Source organism: Nocardia xishanensis NBRC 101358, assembly GCF_001613365.1.
GTDB classification, from domain to species: domain Bacteria; phylum Actinomycetota; class Actinomycetes; order Mycobacteriales; family Mycobacteriaceae; genus Nocardia; species Nocardia xishanensis.
In genome coordinates this window covers 44830-61484 of sequence record NZ_BDCF01000013.1, presented here as the reverse complement: position 1 = coordinate 61484, position 16655 = coordinate 44830, and the positions used below count along the sequence as shown (strand labels likewise).

Here is a 16655-nt window from a genome sequence, read left to right as displayed (position 1 = left end):
CGCACGGTTCGCGGCGGCGACCCGCGAGCCCTTGCGGTACGGACCCCGGGATCGCGCGCTGGCCCCGGAAGGTCTTGTAGCCCAAGCCCTTCGAGCACCTGCCGACAACATCGGCCCGGCACACGACGCCCCGCCGGTCATCGCGGCAGCTCGACAGCGACGGCGGTGTAGGGCGTGGCCGGCTCGGGCGGGGTGTCGAAGCGAGCGTTCGGCAGGTACAGCCGCCCCGCGTACGCGGCGACGGTGCTCGGTACATCGAAGCGTGGGTCGGTGATTCGCCGCACGAGCGTGCCCTTCGTGCCCTCGGTGTCGAGGGAGATCACGGCGATCGCGTTGCGCCGGTTCTGTACGACATACAGTGTGCTGCCATCCAGCAGCAGCCCGTCGCCGTCGGGCAGTTCCTCGCCACCGAGGTCGACGAGGCGCGTCGTGCCCGTCGCCGGGTCGACGCGGAAGAGGCGGCCGGTCTCCGATTGCACGACGATAAGACCGGCGCCGTCGGGCGTGCGCGCGATACCGTTGGCGTTGAAGGCATTCGGCACGTAGACGAGGTCACCGGTCAACGGGATTCGGGCCACCTGCTCGGGCGCGGGCAACCTACCGTCCGGCCCGATCGGCAAGTGGTACAGCACGGGCGCGCGCGAGTCGGTGAACCACGCGCCCGACGGGGTGAACACGACGTCGTTGACGAAAGTGTCCGGCGGAGTCGCCAATTGGTAGGTCGCCAGGACCACGCCCGTCCGGGTATCGAGGACGCGGACGTCGCCGCCGGTGCCGCCCGCGACGAACAATCGTCCGCGGTCATCGATCCGGAGGCCGAGCGCCTGCGTGCCCGGGCCGCGGCTCAGCAGGTCACCGCGCCCGGTCACCAGGTCGACACGGTAGATGGAACCGTCTGCCATGGAACCGAAATAGGCCACCGGCAGCGTATCGATAGCGACACCCTCCGGACGGAACCCGTCGGGCAGAGCGATCGTGGTGGGGAATATTGGGATGTCCGCCGCCGCCGGATTCGCGGGTGCCAATGCCGTCCCGCCGAGGCAGGCCAGCGCGGTCAAAGTACCGAGTACACGCTTCATCTCATCGCCCTCTCTGCACTGCTGGACTTTTCATACTCACGATCTCATCGGAGATCTATTGATGAATCCAACACATGTTTGTCACTCCATCGATCGTGATTCACGATGGATCGATGGAGCTTCAGCAGTTGCGCTACGTCGTCGCCGTCGCCGAGACGAACAGCTTCACCCGCGCCGCGGAACGATGCCACGTCGTCCAATCCGCCCTCAGTCACCAGATCGCCCGGCTGGAAAGGGAACTCGGGGCGCGACTGTTCGAGCGCACCAGCCGCCGGGTGCGGCTGACTCCGGCCGGAGCGGCGTTCCTCCCTGCCGCCCGCCAGTGCCTCGACACCGCCGAGCGCGCGGCCGCCGAGGTCGCCGCGGCCGTCGGCGAGGTGCGCGGGCGGCTCGCGGTCGGCCTGATCCCGACCGTCTCCGCGGTCGACGTCCCCACCGCGCTGCGTGAATTCCGCAGGCGGCACCCGCACGTGCGTATCGGCCTTCGGGTGGGCGCGAGCGAGGACCTCGCCGCGCAGGTCGAGCAGGGAACGATCGACGTGGCGTTCCTCGGGCTGCCGACCACCGTGCGACCCCGCGGTGTCGCCGTCCAGGAACTCGCCCGTGACCGGCTCGTCGCCGTCGTCGCGCCGGACCATCCGCTTGCGGGCGAATCCGCGGTCGACCTGCGCAGGCTGTCGTCCGAGGTGTTCGTCGACCTACCGGCCGGGACCGCGGGGCGCGCCCAATCCGATCAGGCCTTCGCGGCCGCGGGCCTCGACCGCGACGTCGCCTTCGAAGTGACCACCGCGGACTACATCACCCGGCTCGTCGGGCAGGACCTGTGCGTGGCCATGCTTCCCGCCGCTTACGCGCCGCAGCTCAGCGGCGTGGTCACCCTCGCCATCGATGACGCGCCCACCCGCGTCGAGTATGTCGTCTGGAACCGCTTCAGCCCCACGCCCGCCGCGACCGCCTTCCTCTCGATCGTCGACATCCCGGTTCCGCACCAGCCCGCTGGCTACCCGGCGGGCGACGCGGCTCACTGACGCGCGAGCACTTCCACGGAACCGTCGGGCTTGCAGTTCGTCACGTAGACATGGTGGGTCGCCGGATCCACCGCGATGCCCCACGTGCAGTTTCCCGTTTTGCCGGTGCGGCGCACGGCGGTGACCTTGCCGAGGATCGTGTCGATCATCGCGACTCCGCCGAACGCACCGGTGGTGACGTAGGCGGTGTGCTCTGTGGGATCGACCGCCACACCGAGCGATGCCTCCCGCCCCAGCGAGACGGAGCCCGCCGGGGTGCGGCTTTCGGTGTCGACGAGCGTAACCGAGTTTCCTTCCAGATCGGTCACATACGCCGTATGCGTCCCCGGGACGATGGCGATGCCCTGCGGTTCGTTCCCCACCGGAATGGTGTCGCGCACGAGGCGGGCATCGGGGTCGACGACGGAGACGTTGTTGCCCTGGACGACCCAGAGTTGGTGATTGCCCGGGTCGACCGCCAGCGCGTTGGGCTGGGCGCCGACCGGAATCGTCGCGACGACAGCGTGCGTGCCGATATCGATGGCCGTCACGGTCTTGTGGTAGCGGTTGGCGACGTAGACGGTGTGGCGCTCGGCGTCGATGGCCACCGCGCTGGGATCCCCGCCCGCCGGAAGCTTCGCGGTGACGGTCCTGGTATTCGGATCGATGACCAGCAGCTCGCCGTCCGAGCCATTGGCGATCAGATAGACCAGGTGCGTCACCGGGTCGACCACCATCGGCTGGATTTCGCTCGAATACACGCCGACCGGAATGTTCGCGGTGACCGAGCGGGCGCCGGTATCGATGACGTAGACGGTCTGATCCTCGCTGCTCACGACATATGCCTTCCGCGCCTCGGAGTCGATGACGAGACCGCGGGGATCCTTACCGGCGTTCAGCGTCGCGAGGACGCGATACGGGCCGGGACCGACCTCGGCGAGCCAGTCGGTGCCCGGGTCGCGGGTAGTGGTCGCGGTGGTGGTCGACGGCGAAGGGAATGTCACCGGCCGAGGCGAGGCACAGCCGCTGACGGAAACCGCGACCGCGACGGCAAGGCCGATTCCCCCGATGAGCCTCGTTCTGGCACGCATTCGCTGAAATCTAGCAGCCCCGAGATCATTTCGGTCGTCCCGCGCGACCTGGGCGGCCTACACGACCTGGACGGTCGAGGCGATCGGGGCGGTCGTCGAGGGCGGGAACCGAGATCACGCGGTCCAGCGCGCGCAGGTCGGCGTCGAGTTTCCGGAAAAGCCAATACACGGCGACGAAGGCGAGGCCGCCGCCCGCGCACAACCCCAGCACCGAATCGCGGACGAGCGCAAGCTCATCCGATTCGAGGGCGCTGAATCCCGCCAGCACGCCGATCACCGGCACCGATGCGGTGATCGCGAGATAGACCGTGGTTCTTCGACGCAGCCAGTGCAGATCGGCAGAGTCCTGCTCCGTCGTGCGGCCGTGGCTCAGATAGATGGGATAGACGCACCGGACGATATAGAACGTGGAGAGGAAGAACGTGTAGGCGACGGAGATGGTGCCCGCCACCAGCACGGTCATCGCCGCGTGGATCTGTATCCGCAGCGAGAGGTCGGTGAACCAGCGCAGCAACATCACGCCGGTCACGGTCGCGATCACCGCCGCGAGAAGGGTGTTCAGCGCACACAGGTCGCCCCACAGCAGCGTTCGCGACCGCACCCGCGCGAGCGTCGCCTCGTCGTAGCGCCTACCATCGCGCAAGCCGCGCGACACCGCGAGCAGATCACGCGATATGTACACGTAGATGACGATGGCCAACGGCAAGACGCCGAGGATGCAAGCGATCACTCCCCGGTCCATCTGCGAGTTGACGGCGTCGGGCACTCGTTCTCTGATCAGTTTCTGGGCGTGTGTGGCCAGATAGGCCGTTGCCAGGCCGATGCCGGTCAGCGAAGACAACCAGAGGATCGGGGTCGGCCACCGCGAAAGACGCGCCCGCCAACTGTTCGGCGGCGGATAGACGAGGTCTCGGGCCCTCGCCTCGAGGCACAGATCGAGCTGCTGGGCCAATTCCGAACCGCACGAGTAGCGATCCGAGCGGTCGGGCGACAAACACTTCAACAGCACCCGGCGGAGGGCGGGCGGGCAGTCCGGCGGTAGATCGGACAGGAACTTCGGGTCGATGGGCCTGCGCCGCAGTTCGAGCATGCGGGCCAGCGACGTCTGCGACTCGCCCGCGGATGTTTCGTCCGCGAAGGGACGATGTCCGGTCAGCAGTTCCCACAGCATGACGGCCAGCGCGAAGATGTCGCTTCGCGTGTCGAGGTCGGCGGCGCTCGTGGACAGCTCGGGATGACAGGCCTCGAGCTGTTCGGGCGACATGTACGCCAGCGATCCGCCGAAATACGCGAGCGGACTCGCGCCCTTGACGCGTTTGCTGAAGCTGACGTTGAAATCGGCCAGCTTCGGGATGCCCTCGGCGCTGAGCAGAACATTCGCGGGTTTGATGTCGCGATGCAGCACCCCGCGTTCGGACGCGTGCTGCAACGCGTCAGCGAGTCGGCGGCCCAGCCAGGCGACGGTCTCCGGCCAGGTCAGCGCGGCGGTCCGTTCACGAACAGCCGACTCCGCGGGCCGCACCTCGCCCTTTTCGGCAAGCACCGCGTCGACCGCGTCGAGCAGCAGTTGCCCGCCGAGGCGCTCCCGCGGCGTCGAGCGCCGCAAGCGCAGCACGTCGAGCAGCGTTCCGCCCGGGAGGTACTGCATGTAGAGCAGCTTCAGCTCGCCGTCGCCGATGAGTCGCTGGTCGAAGATCCGCACGATGTATTCGTGATCGAGCTGGGCGAGGGTCTGCGGCTCGATGCCGTGATTGTGTGAGATCTTGACCGCGACCAGTCGCTGCATGGATTGCTGCCTGGCGAGATACACCTGGGCGAAGGCGCCGGCGCCGATCCGCATCAGCAGGTCGAAATCGTCGACCCGGTCGCCGACGTCGATGGAGTCGAGCAGAACCTGGGCGCCAGGACGGGCGATCATCGTGCTGCGGTAGTCCTCGATCTGCGCGAGCTCGGAGTCCGCCGCCGCGCCCGCGGCGGTGGCCGCGGCCGCCGTCTCGGCCACCTTGCCACCGCGACGCCGAGCGTGGAATTCCTCGTAGACGAGCTCGGCCGGGAGCGGCCCGTCACGCAGCTCGGCGAATTCGGCCCGGTATTCGGCCAGTCGCTTGGGGAAGTCGTGGCGCAGCCAGCGGTATTCGAGATCGACCTTGATCAGTTCGATCATCACCGTTCGCCGCGCGGCCGGTTCGCGCGGTAGATACGCCGACAGGTCGGGCGGGGACCCGGACGCCCATGCCTCGGAGAACCGTGCCACGGCGGTGGCGAGCGCGCTGCGGGTCCGTTCGGCTGAATCGACCAGGTCGATCGGCTCGTACATCGGTAGCTCGGGATCAGCGCGCGGCGATCACGCGGCGGGCTACGTGCGGTGCGGCCTTTCCTTCTAGTTGCCCCACATTTGCTCCTTTCCGCAGACCTCAAGGGTATCGCTCCCCCGTCGGCGATCGGACGGCAAATCAGGGCCCTACCGGTACCGCCGCCATCTCGGCCAAGACCTCGTCGATCGGAGTCGGTGTGACCTGCAATGTCGTCACGGTCGACGACGCATCGAGGAGGTTGGGCCGGTCGTACAGGTACAGCATCTCGGAAAATTCCGCCATGATCGAGTCCGTCTTGCCGATTTCCTCGAGTTCGGCTTTCGTCATCCGGTTCAGGCGCGGCTCCGGCGCGCCTGCCGCGGCGGCAAGGGATGCTGCCAGTTCGCGCGCCGACTCCTCCGAACTGGACGGCACGTGCCACGCGCGGCCCCAGGACTGCTCCTGCCGCGCCGCGGCGACGAGTGTGCGCGCCGCATCGCCGATGTAGGTCCAACTGTGCGGGGCGTCGAGATCGCCGGGGTAAGAAGCGGGTGATCCGGCGAGCACCTGCGCACCGATCATCAGCGTGAAAGGCGAAATCGCTTGTGCGCCAAGGAAGTCGTTGGCCCTGACCTCGGTCGCTCGCACCCGGCCCGCCTCGTGCGCGGCTCGCGCGTCGTGCCACATTCGAGCCCGCACCTGGCCTTTCACGCTGGTCGGCGCGAGGGGAAGGTCCGCGGTCACGGGGCCGTCCACCGGGCCGTAGCCGTAGGTGTTGCCGAGCATGACGTAGTCGGCGCCGGTGCGCTCGGCGGCCGCCAGCAGGGCGGCGGCGAGCGGAGGAAAGCCGGTCGGCCAGCGATCGTAGGGCGGCATGGCGCAGTTGAAGAGGGTGGCCGCGCCGCGCGTCAGCTCGGTGAGCCGCGCGGTGTCGGTGGCATCGGCGGCAACTCGCTCGATTCGCTCGTGGACTGGCCCGCTGCCGCTACGGGTGACGAGCCGAACCCGCTCGCCGGACTCGGCCAGCAGACGGGCGGTGGCGGAGCCGGTGGCTCCGGCTCCGATGACGACGTGCAAGGACATCCCTGGTTCTCCTGGTTCTGTGTGTGTGTTCGCCCGGCGCGATAGCCACGCCGACGCGCCAATCAGCCTCCGCCACAGGGGATCCGTACGATAGTGACCCACATGCCAAACATCCGGAGGTTCGGGCCATGCATCGAGTGGCTGTTGTCGCCGTCCCACCGGCCACGACGTTCGACCTGTCCATCCCCGAGCTGGTGCTCGGCGAGACGTCGATCGACGGCGCCCCCGGTTATCGGGTGCGCATCTGCACCGCGGACCCCGGGCCGGTCGCCACCAACGGCAGCCTGGAGATCACCGTTCCGCACGGCCTGGAAGCCGTCGCCGACGCCGACACGGTCATCGTCACGGGCACCGGCGCTCGCGACGACATCGACCCGCGCATCCTCGCGGTGCTGCGCCGCTCCGTAGCCGCGGGCAAGCGGATAGCCTCGATTTGCACCGGAGCGTTCGTCCTCGCCGAGGCCGGACTGCTCGACGGGCGCCGCGCCACCACGTATTGGGCCAAGTCCGAGGAGTTCTCCCGCCGCTTCCCCGCGGTGGAACTGCGTCCCGACGTGCTGTACGTCGAGGACGGCAACATCCTGACCTCCGCCGGACTGTCCGCGGGCATCGATCTGTGCCTGCATCTGGTTCGCACCGACTACGGCGCCGCGATAGCGAACTCGGCGGCCCGGCTCATGGTGGCGGCGCCCGTCCGACCGGGCGGGCAAGCCCAGTTCATTCGAACGCCGCTACCGCCCGAGACCGGTACTTCGCTGGCGGCGACCCGTAGCTGGGCGCTCGGCCGCCTGCACGAGCCGCTCACTCGCGCCACCCTCGCGAACCACGCCCGCACCAGTATTCGCACCTTGACCCGCAAGTTCCACGCGGAAACCGGCCTCAGCCCGCTCCAATGGCTGCTCCATCAGCGCGTCATCCGCGCCCAGGAACTGCTGGAGACGACCGACCTGCCGATGGACCAGGTCGCCCGCCTCAGCGGCCTTGCCACGACCGACTCTCTGCGCCAACATCTTTCGCGACGGACCGGATTGACCCCCAGCGCGTATCGCGCCGCGTTCACCCAGCACCCGGACCGGACGTCCTATCGCACGGGTGACGCCTCGGATTCGAGGTGAGGTGCCATTCGGTGCTCGAGTTCGGCGCCTTCGATGTCGAGATCGGGGACGTACCGGGCGAACCAGCGCGGGTGGTACCACATGCGATTGCCGACCAGGGCCATGACGGCGGGCACCAGGGTGAGCCGGACGACGAAGGCGTCGAGCAGCACGCCCACTGCGAGGGTGAACGCCAACGGTTTGACGATGGGGTTGTCGACGGTGGCGAAGGCCACGAACACCGCGAACATGATCAGCGCGGCGGCGGTGACGACGCGGGCGGAGTGCGCGACGCCGTTCTGCACCGAGGTGACCGCGTCGGCGGTGCGGGTGTGTTCCTCCTTGATCCGGGAGACGACGAAGATCTGATAGTCGCTGGACAGGCCGAAGATGATGGCGAGGGTGATGATCGGGAGAAAGCTCAGCGTCTGCGCCTTGGTGACATTGAAAAGTTCTGCGCCCCAACCCCATTGGAACACGGCGACCTGCGCGCCGAGAGCGGCGAAGACCGAGAGGATGAAGCCTGCGATCGAGGACAACGGGACCAGAATCGTGCGGAACGCGATCGTCAGCAACACCAGCGCCAGGCCGACCACTACGGCCAGGAAGATCGGCAGCGCCTCGGCGAGCCGGTTGGAGGTGTCGATATTGGCGGCCGTCGTGCCGCCGACCAGATACGTTGCCCCGGTACCGCTTTCGATTGCGGCGCGGTCGTCGCGCAGCCGAGTGACCAGATCGGCGGTGGCCGGGTCGTCGGGTCCGGTCTCGGGGATGACCTGGATCGACATCAGATCGTCCCCGGCGCCCGCCGGCTGCACCAGGGCCACGCCGGGTTCCTGTCGCAGCCTGCCCATGAGCGTTTGCGCCGCGTCAGGGCCGGTGGCTCGCGATAGGTCGGTCACCACCAGCAGCGGTCCGTTGAAACCGGGGCCGAACGACCCCTCGACCAGGTCGTAGGCCTTGTGCGCGGTGCTCGAGTCCGGTTGCGTCGCGCCGCTGGGCAATCCGAGTTCCATGCGGGAGACCGGGATGGCCAGGACGACGAGCAGCGCGACGCCGAGAATCAAAAGCGGGATCCGGAATCTCGTGACGAAGCGCCCCCAGGAGTGCCCGAACGTGCGCTCGGGCTCGTAGGCCGCGATGCGCGCGATCTCCTCCGGCCGTCCCGGGTGCAACGGCGGCGAGATGAACTTGGCGACGGTGTCACCGGCGAACATGAGCAGTGCCGGCAGCAGCGTCAGCGCGACGAGCATGGCCACCAGCACCGCACCCGCCGCGGTCAGGCCCATGACGGTGAGGAACGGGATGTTCGCCACCGTCAGTCCACACAGCGCGATGATCACGGTGACCGCCGCGAACACCACCGAACTGCCCGCGGTGCCGACGGCGAGTGGAATCGATTCCGCCGCGGCCATTCCAAGCACGATGTGATGGCGGTGCCTGGACAGGACGAACAGCGCGTAATCGATGCCGCAGGACAGACCGAGCATCAGGGCCAGTGACGTCGCCGCCGAGGGCACATCGACGAAAGCGGCGACCCCGAGAATCCCGGTGAGCCCGATGCCGACGCCGATCAACGCGGTGACGATAGGCAGCCCGGCCGCGACCGCGGCGCCGAAGGTGACCAGCAGGATGATCAACGCCGCGACGACACCGAGAACCTCGGGCGTGTGCGGGATTTCGGCGGTGAAGCCGGGGTAGACCGCGCCGGAGAATTCCACGTCGAGTCCCGCTTCCCGCGCTGGATCCGCGACGCGGTTCACCCCTTCGAGCGTGTCCTGACTCACCTCGCCGGCGGGTACCGAGAATTGCACGCTGCCGAGCGCGACACGTTGATCCGGCGACACCGCCTTGGCCTGGAACGGGTCGACGATCGCCGCGACCTGCGGCAGGCCGCGCAACCCGGTCATCACCTGCTCGATCTGACCGGCGACCTGCTGGTCGGTCACCTTGGCCAGACCGGGCATAGCGAAGACCACCTGCATATGCGCGCCGCTGAAGGCGGGCATCCGCTGGTGCAGCAACGACACGGCATCTTGCGATTCGGTACCGGGGACGGTGAAGTTGTCGTTCGTCTTGCCGCCGGTTCCGAGGGCGAAGACGACCGCGCCGACCAGCAGCACGATCCATATCACCAGCACCCACCAGCGGCGAAGGGCTACAACCCGCCCGAGCGCGAACAGATACCGAGACATGCGGATCCTCTCGACAAGTCACCCTGCGACGAAGCAACGAGCGCACTACCGGCACGATAACACGAAAAGTGATGATTTCCTCAACAACGTAGCAATGGTCAGCAACCGTCCCGCTGCGGACCGAGGGCATCGCCGGGCGCGAACCGCGGCGCCGCCGCGCACAGGGCGGACGCGTTCGCTCCCCAGCTGTGCACGGCACCGTCCGGCCGGACAAGGGCCGCGGCCGCGCGGCCGCGCCGAAGCCAGCGGTGCAGAGCCGTCCCCGGCGCCGCGCGAAGCACAACGCCGCCGCGCTGTTCGATCCGCTGCCCGTCGGCCCGCGGCAGGTCGACCGTCGTGATGATCGCGAACCGCCCCGCGATGAGGTCGTCGACCCGTCGCCCGTCCGGGAGGCGATCGTTCGGGGGCAGCCGACCGGCCGTGCCGCGGCGCAGCGGCGGAGCGACCACCAGGTCGGAGCGGCGCAGCGGCGGGGATTCGCCGCTGGTGATCATGTGGGTGAGGCCGGGCACGCGAGGCAGCCTCGGTGCGATCAGACCGCGCAGGCGGTTGCCGAGCGCGCCGCCCTCGGTCATGGTCATGCCGACGAGCTTCGCCAATCGGATCATCGCTCGCGCGTGGGGTTTTCGCTCGGTCTCGTAGGTGTCGAGCACGCTGTCCGGAAGCTCACCGCGCAGCACCCCGGCCAGTTTCCAGGTGAGATTCGCGGCATCGCGCAGACCGGCGCCCATGCCTTGGCCGATGAACGGCGGCGTCAGGTGGGCGGCGTCGCCGAGCAGGAACATCCGGCCCGCGCGCCAGCGATCGGCGAGCTGGGCACGGAAGGTGTATTCGGCGATCCGCACCAGCTCGAGGCGCTCCGGCGGGACGGAGCCGACCCACGGCGCGATCAGCGGTCGCAGCCGGGACAGATCGCGGAAATCGGCGGCGGCCTCGCCGGGGCGGAGCCGGAATTCCCACCGGTAGCGTGCCTTTCCGATGCGCATGTAGGTGGCGGCGCGGGTCGGGTCGCAGACCTGGTGGACGCCTTCCCAGTGGCCGAGGTCCGCCGTCGTGGCGATATCCACTACCAGCCAGCGCTGCTCGAATCGCAGATCTCGCATCCGCGCGCCGATCGCGCCGCGGACGAGACTGTTGGCCCCGTCGCAGCCCAATAGGTAGCGGCCGCACACCGATTCGGTCCGCCCCGTCACGCGATCAGTGAAATCGACTCGTACGCAATCGCTTTCCTCGACCACAGCGACGACCTGCGCATCACTTCGCAAGGTCACTTCCGGGTAGCGGCGCAGGTTGGCGCGCAGGATCGCTTCGAGTTCCGGCTGGTCGAACAGGTTCGCCTCCGGATGCCCGTTGCGATCACCGGCCGGATCGCGATCGAATTGCGCCAGCACTCGCCGATCGGGATCGAGCAACCGCAAGCCCAGCGCGGGCCGCGAGATCGCGTCGAATTCGGCGCCGATGCCGAGCCGGTCGACGATCCGGCGGATCTCGCCGTCGAGGTGGACCGCGCGCGGCTGCGGATACACCCCCTCCCACCGTTCCAGAATCAGCGACTCGATCCCGTACTGCGCCAGCAAGGTGGCCGCGGTGAGCCCGGCCGGACCCGCTCCGACGAGCACGACCGGAATCGTGCGCGCTGTCACGAGGAAATCCCGGCCAGGGCGACCACGTATCCGACGGCGGCCACAGCGGTCACGGCAGCGGGCGCCATGTCGGATATGCCGTCGCCATTGCGCAGATGGGCGACGATGGCGCCCGCCATCAGCAGCGTCAGCCCCGTGCCTGCCGCGAGGCCGGTCCACGGCAGGACGAAACCGATCAGCACGCCACCGGCCGCGGCGATTTCGAGTGCGCCGATTCCCCGGTAAGCGGTCGTCGTGAAGCCGAGATGCTCGGCGCGTTCGCGCATCGGGGCGAGCGCGAGCAGCTTGGCCGCTCCGAAGAACAGGAACTCCGCCGCAAGCAGGCCCGCGAGGACCGTGGAGACGATTGTCATTGCGCCACCACGACTTTCCAGGTGATCGCGTAGCGGCCGAGGACGGTCTCGACTTCCTGCTCGTCGGCGGACCGATCGAGTTCGACCGTCGCGACGATCGCGCCGTCCGCGACCTCGGCCGTGATGTCGCGCACTCCGGCGGTCTCGGCGAGGGCCTCGAGCAGTTCGCGGCGGGTGGCGTCGGCGCGCAGGCCGAGCTTGTAGGGCTTGCCGACATCGGTGACCGGCAGCGCGTCGAGGACAGTGACCGTCTTGGGTGCGGCGGCGCGCTCGGGCACCCGCTCGGCGGCCCATTCCGCCAACTCCGATTCGGTGACGTCCGCGCCCGCCGAGAGCACGACGTAGGCGACGGGAACCTCACCGGCGTGCACGTCCGGGCGGCCGACCGCACCGGCGGCGGCGACCCGCGGATGAGCCAGCAGGGCGTCCTCGATGGTCGCGGGGTCGATGTTGTGGCCGCCGCGGATGATCAGGTCCTTGGCGCGACCGTGCAGGTGGATGAAGCCGTCCTCGTCGAGGTGGGCCAGATCGCCGGTGTCCAGCCAGCCGTCGACCAGGGTGCCGAGCCCGTCGGTGAGGTGGCCGTGCTCGTCTCGACCGATCACGTACCCGGCGAAAATCGTTGGGCCGCTGATGACCAGCACACCGGTCTCGCCCGCGGGCAGCTTCACCCACGACCCGTCCCCGGTGATACGGACGATCTCGACGCGTTGGTAAGGCATGCGCTGTCCCACCGCGCCCGGTCGCGGCGCGTCCGGGAAGCTGCGTGCCGACGCGCACGTCGCTTCGGTGAGACCGTAACCTTCCAGCAGGGTCACGCCGGTGTGCGCCTGGAAGTTCTCGCGCACCGCGAGCGGCAGCGGTGACGCGCCGACCATCGCGTAACGCAGGCTGGATATGTCCGCGCCGATCGGGCACTGCGCGAGCACGGCGTACACGGTCGGCACCGCGCTCATGGCCGCGATCCCGTAGTGCGCAACGATGTTCCAGAACTCCGCGTAGAGGGTGAAGTCCCGGTAGCCCAGCGGGCCCGCCCACACCACCGACTGCCCGCGGAACATCGGTGCGAGCAGGGTGACGACGAGGGCGTTGACGTGGAACAGCGGCAGCGCGGCGAAGACGACCGCGTCCTCGTCGAGCAGTGAGTTGGCGGCGATCATCCAGGCGTTGGCGACCTCGCCGGAGTGCCGGTGCGCGGCCAGCTTCGGCACGCCGGTGGTGCCGCCGGTGTGGAACAGGGCCGCGAGATCCGAGGCCGCGGGCGGGTCGCCGACGAATCGGGACGAATCCTGTTCCGCGGCGAACTCGTCGAGGTAGCCGATTCGGACACCGGCGATCGCGGGCAGCTCGGGCGCCTGGCCCGCCGCGGCGGTAGGACGTAGCACCAGCAGGGCGTCCACGAGTCCTCGCGCGGCCAGCTCATGCGCCGAGGCCCAATTGTCGGCGGCGAGCTCGGGCCCGGCGACGATCAGGACCCGCGCCCCGGAACGGCCGAGCAACTTGGCGATGTGATCACGCGAGAGACCGCCGTTGATCGGCGCGGCGATGCCCGCCAGCTGCGCGGCGAGGGTGGCGGGGATCAGCTCGGCGCAATTGGGCGCGATGATCGCGACGGCGTCGCCGCGACGGACGCCGAGTTCGTGCAGCAGGTTCGCGTACCGGTGCACCTCGCCGAGCAGTTCGGCGTAGCTGCGCCGCAACGGTTCCCGCCAGCGCGCCGCCTCGGGCAGCACCGTGAGAGCGTCACGCTCCGGCCACCGCGTGGCCGCGCGGGCGAGCAGGGCGTAGGTCGATTCGGGCAGACCGCGCGCCTCCAGTGGCACGGATTCGATGGCGGCCAAGTCCTCTGGACCGGCGTAGCGGGGCCAGAGCAGGTCTTCGGCCGCGGCCTCGAGCGTCGTCTCGGTCACCGGGCATACCTCACGACGGTGCGCTGGCGGCCCAGGTCGATGGCGCCGTCGTCGGTGCCGATCGCGGCCTCGACCACGTCGCCGTCCTTCAGGTATTTCGGATTCTTGGCCTGGCCTTGGAAGAACATCTTCCACTTGACCGAGGGCGGCAGGAGATTGGCGATGAATTGCACCGCCTTGGGCGGGGCGCTGATAGCCGTGCCGATCGGCGTTCCGGTGAGCAGCAGATCGCCCGCGTCCATCCGCTGGAAGCGCGTCAGCTCGCGCAGCGTCTGCACTGGCCGGTAGATCATGTCGGCGACCGTCATGTCTTGGCGCACTTCGCCGTTGACCCACAACCGCAACCGAAGATCGGTGAACCGCTTCAACTCGTCGGCGTCCAGCAGCACGAGCGCCGGTCCGACCGGGGTGAACGTCGGATACGACTTCGCCTCGTAAAACTGCGTTTTCGGCAACTGCACATCACGAGCGGAGATGTCGTTGGTGACCACAAGACCCGCGATGTAGTCGGTGAGGCTCTCCGCACCGATCACGGAGCCGACCGGCATCTCGCGGCCGAAGACGAGGCCGATCTCCACTTCGTAATCGAGCAGCCGCACGTGGGCGGGCCGGACGACGTCGTCGTCAGGGCCGCTGATCGAGCCGGAGGTCTTGCGGAAGAAGGTCAGCGGCACAGTCTCGGGATCCATGCCCGAGTCCTTCACGTGCGAGGCGAAGTTGGTCATCTGCGCCACCACCCGGCACGGCGCGGTCACCGGCGAGACCAGCGAAAGGCTCTCCACCGCAACGATATCCGTGCTCTCCGCCGCAGCGGCGATCGCGGCGCGGTCGGCGAGTAGTTCTCGCGTGGTCGTCGCGGCGGTATCGATGCGTGCCGCACCGGCGGGCGTTCGAACCCACCAGGCGTCGACGGTGCGGAGAACGGAAAAGGTCATGACTTGGCTACTTTCAACAGGCCGCGCAGGCGGCGGAGATCGAATTCGTTGTCCTCGCGCAGCGCACCGGCGATCGCGCGCAGTTCCCGCAGCGATTCCGCGCCGGGAGTCAGACCGAGGAAGTCCTTGGTCGCGGGCGGACCCCACTGCGCCAGACCCGAGGCGCTCATCGGCGCCCACCCCGGCTCGAGTGTGCAGTCGAACATGTCGCCGTCGCTGAAATGCTCGACCATGAAGCCGTCCGGATCACGCCAGTAGTCGAAGATCTGGCTGCCCTGGATATGGCGGCCGATCCCCCACGACCGGCGGTAACCCCGCTCGCGCAGGTATTCGCCGCCCGCGGCGAGCGCATCGAGATCGGCGACCTGGTACGCCGAGTGCACATACCGGTTGGACGGTCCCAGCGTCAGCGCCAGCGTGTGGTGATCGGCCGGAGTCGCGCCCCGATCGCAGCGGATGAAGCTCATCACCGGCCCGCGCTGCCGCTGACCCGGGTAGTAGAGGAAGTCGCTGACGATCATGCCGAGGTTGCGCAGGTACCAGTCCAGCGTTTCCCGGTACTTGGTCGTCTGCACGACCACATGCCCGAGCCGCTGCACCCGCGCGGGCACCCGCGGCGGCCGCTGCGTGCCGTTGACTCGCACCACCTCGCGCCCGATGTTGAACACGTGCGGCTGCTGTGGCGGTAGCGCCGGTAATGCGTGCGCGTCGGCGACGACCCGGACGCGCAGCCCGCTCGGGTCGGCCAGGTCGACCACGAGCCCGCCAAGCGACTCCGGCAGCGGAGTCACTCGCGAGTCCGTGGCCTCCGCGAGCCGCGACAGGTCGGCGGAGTCGGCGGCCAGGAAAGCCGGACCGAGGAAACGCGAGCGAGGGCCGCGGCGGACGATCACACAGGGCGAGCCGGGATCGCTGCCACGCAACCGCACCTCGTCCGCCGTGCGGTGCGCCGTCGTGAAACCGAATGCGTGCGCGAAGGCTTCGGCGCGCTCGAGGTCGGGCTTCACGAACTCCAGCCACGCCAGATCGAGCACCTTCACCACCGGGTTGCCCGCGCGGCCGGGATGCTCGCCCGCCAACGCGCCGCGCTCGCTGTGCAAACCACTGTGCACATCGTGATGGCCGCTCATCGACCACTCCCTTCCAGTTACTGACGATATCGTCACTCACGAACGAGTAGTCAGTCAAGAAGTTCTGACAAATTCGTCAATACTGACCGAGGAGATACGATGGCTGCGAAGACGTCCGGGAGGAACAGCGATGAGCGCACAGAACGGCTCCGAACCCAACCGCCTCGAGCGCCGCAAGGCGCGGACCCGCGCGGCGCTCGTGAGCGCGGCGCAGTCACTGCTGGCGGAGGGGAAGCTCAACGTGCCGATCCTGGAGATCACCCAGGCGGCCGACGTCGGCATGGGATCGTTCTACAACCACTTCAACAGCAGGGAGGAGCTGTACCAGGCCGCCGTCGAGGAGGCGCTCGACCGGCACGGCGCACTGCTCGACGTGCTGTGCGAGGACGTGGACGACCCGGCGCAGGTATTCGCGCAGAGTTTCCGGCTCACCGGCCGGCTGCACCGCCGCAATCCCACCCTGAGCAAGGTCCTGCTCAACGATGGACTCAACCTGGCCGGCTCGAGCAGAGGACTCGCGCCGCGCGCCCGTCGCGACATCGACGCGGCGGTTCGTGCGGGCCGCTTCCAGGTCAACGATCCGGAACTGGCCATGACCATTGTCGCCGGCGCCGCCCTGTGCCTCGGCCAGCTGCTGCACGACCGCCCCGAACGCGACGACGCCGAGGCCGCCGACCAGGTGACCGAGGACCTGCTCCGGATGTTCGGCCTGCCCGGCGACGAAGCGCGTGAGATCTGCGCGCGACCGCTACCCTCGCTCGACGCGCCGCCGCGGGGCGACTCCGCCGCGTGAGGCGAGGTTGCCGCTCAGCCCCGTCTCAGCCCTCGGTGGCACACTGTG

Annotated in this window: 13 protein-coding genes; 3 read left to right on the top strand and 10 right to left on the bottom strand. The window is 68.7% G+C overall.

All coding sequences use genetic code 11. The features are described from left to right. Positions 1–137 precede the first annotated feature (137 nt). Entirely contained in the window at positions 138–1079 is a 942-nt protein-coding gene (locus NX1_RS12695; protein ID WP_068057968.1) for an SMP-30/gluconolactonase/LRE family protein, read from the bottom strand. A 113-nt stretch (positions 1080–1192) separates the two neighbouring features. Here NX1_RS12695 and NX1_RS12690 point away from each other — a divergent pair, with 113 nt between their 5' ends. After that, on the top strand, positions 1193–2107 hold the full coding sequence (locus NX1_RS12690; protein WP_068057966.1) for a LysR family transcriptional regulator: 915 nt from the start codon (positions 1193–1195) through the stop codon (positions 2105–2107). On the opposite strand, the gene NX1_RS12685 is transcribed toward NX1_RS12690, so the two are convergent. From NX1_RS12685 to NX1_RS12675, 3 genes are all read right to left on the bottom strand, one after another. Continuing rightward, complete coding sequence (locus NX1_RS12685) at positions 2101–3090, bottom strand: beta-propeller fold lactonase family protein (RefSeq protein ID WP_169812226.1); 990 nt, start codon at positions 3088–3090, stop codon at positions 2101–2103. The two genes, NX1_RS12690 and NX1_RS12685, sit on opposite strands and share 7 nt — an antisense overlap. Before the next feature lie 112 nt (positions 3091–3202). Next, positions 3203–5494: a serine/threonine-protein kinase gene (locus tag NX1_RS12680; RefSeq protein ID WP_084501372.1), complete on the bottom strand. Its 2292-nt coding sequence runs from the start codon at positions 5492–5494 to the stop codon at positions 3203–3205. 136 nt (positions 5495–5630) lie between these two features. Then, complete coding sequence (locus NX1_RS12675; protein WP_068057961.1) at positions 5631–6554, bottom strand: NAD-dependent epimerase/dehydratase family protein; 924 nt, start codon at positions 6552–6554, stop codon at positions 5631–5633. Positions 6555–6682: 128 nt separating this feature from the next. On the opposite strand from NX1_RS12675, the gene NX1_RS12670 reads away from it, so the two are divergent. Beyond that, positions 6683–7669 carry a GlxA family transcriptional regulator gene (locus NX1_RS12670; RefSeq protein WP_068057959.1) on the top strand — a complete coding sequence of 329 codons (987 nt, stop codon included), beginning with the start codon at positions 6683–6685 and terminating at the stop codon, positions 7667–7669. Here the strand turns inward: NX1_RS12670 and NX1_RS12665 are convergent. The 6 genes from NX1_RS12665 to NX1_RS12640 form a co-directional block, all read right to left on the bottom strand. Then, positions 7636–9843: an MMPL family transporter gene (locus NX1_RS12665; protein WP_068057958.1), complete on the bottom strand. Its 2208-nt coding sequence runs from the start codon at positions 9841–9843 to the stop codon at positions 7636–7638. The genes NX1_RS12670 and NX1_RS12665 overlap by 34 nt on opposite strands. 98 nt (positions 9844–9941) lie before the next feature. Beyond that, positions 9942–11486: a bifunctional 3-(3-hydroxy-phenyl)propionate/3-hydroxycinnamic acid hydroxylase MhpA gene (gene mhpA / locus NX1_RS12660; protein WP_068057956.1), complete on the bottom strand. Its 1545-nt coding sequence runs from the start codon at positions 11484–11486 to the stop codon at positions 9942–9944. After that, entirely contained in the window at positions 11483–11839 is a 357-nt protein-coding gene (locus NX1_RS12655; protein WP_068057954.1) for a DoxX family protein, read from the bottom strand. Before NX1_RS12655 ends, mhpA begins: the two co-directional genes overlap by 4 nt. Next, positions 11836–13749 carry an acyl-CoA synthetase gene (locus NX1_RS12650; RefSeq protein WP_068057951.1) on the bottom strand — a complete coding sequence of 638 codons (1914 nt, stop codon included), beginning with the start codon at positions 13747–13749 and terminating at the stop codon, positions 11836–11838. The genes NX1_RS12655 and NX1_RS12650 overlap by 4 nt, the downstream gene beginning before the upstream one ends. Beyond that, entirely contained in the window at positions 13746–14684 is a 939-nt protein-coding gene (locus tag NX1_RS12645; protein WP_068057949.1) for a fumarylacetoacetate hydrolase family protein, read from the bottom strand. Before NX1_RS12645 ends, NX1_RS12650 begins: the two co-directional genes overlap by 4 nt. Beyond that, positions 14681–15814, bottom strand: a complete 1134-nt coding sequence (locus NX1_RS12640) for a VOC family protein (RefSeq protein ID WP_068057947.1) — start codon at positions 15812–15814, stop codon at positions 14681–14683. The genes NX1_RS12645 and NX1_RS12640 overlap by 4 nt, the downstream gene beginning before the upstream one ends. A gap of 130 nt (positions 15815–15944) precedes the next feature. Between NX1_RS12640 and NX1_RS12635 the strand changes: the two genes are divergently transcribed. Next, positions 15945–16607, top strand: coding sequence for a TetR/AcrR family transcriptional regulator (locus NX1_RS12635; protein WP_068057945.1), 663 nt, complete (start codon positions 15945–15947; stop codon positions 16605–16607). Positions 16608–16655: the final 48 nt, after the last annotated feature.

What these genes read in the sequence shown, in the direction of transcription:
- NX1_RS12695 (WP_068057968.1), bottom strand. Translation starts at nt 1,079, where the DNA reads ATGAAGCGTGTACTCGGTACTTTGACCGCGCTGGCCTGCCTCGGCGGG.
- NX1_RS12690 (WP_068057966.1), top strand. Translation starts at nt 1,193, where the DNA reads ATGGAGCTTCAGCAGTTGCGCTACGTCGTCGCCGTCGCCGAGACGAAC.
- NX1_RS12680 (WP_084501372.1), bottom strand. Translation starts at nt 5,494, where the DNA reads ATGTACGAGCCGATCGACCTGGTCGATTCAGCCGAACGGACCCGCAGC.
- NX1_RS12675 (WP_068057961.1), bottom strand. Translation starts at nt 6,554, where the DNA reads ATGTCCTTGCACGTCGTCATCGGAGCCGGAGCCACCGGCTCCGCCACC.
- NX1_RS12670 (WP_068057959.1), top strand. Translation starts at nt 6,683, where the DNA reads ATGCATCGAGTGGCTGTTGTCGCCGTCCCACCGGCCACGACGTTCGAC.
- NX1_RS12665 (WP_068057958.1), bottom strand. Translation starts at nt 9,843, where the DNA reads ATGTCTCGGTATCTGTTCGCGCTCGGGCGGGTTGTAGCCCTTCGCCGC.
- NX1_RS12655 (WP_068057954.1), bottom strand. Translation starts at nt 11,839, where the DNA reads ATGACAATCGTCTCCACGGTCCTCGCGGGCCTGCTTGCGGCGGAGTTC.
- NX1_RS12645 (WP_068057949.1), bottom strand. Translation starts at nt 14,684, where the DNA reads ATGACCTTTTCCGTTCTCCGCACCGTCGACGCCTGGTGGGTTCGAACG.
- NX1_RS12640 (WP_068057947.1), bottom strand. Translation starts at nt 15,814, where the DNA reads ATGAGCGGCCATCACGATGTGCACAGTGGTTTGCACAGCGAGCGCGGC.
- NX1_RS12635 (WP_068057945.1), top strand. Translation starts at nt 15,945, where the DNA reads ATGAGCGCACAGAACGGCTCCGAACCCAACCGCCTCGAGCGCCGCAAG.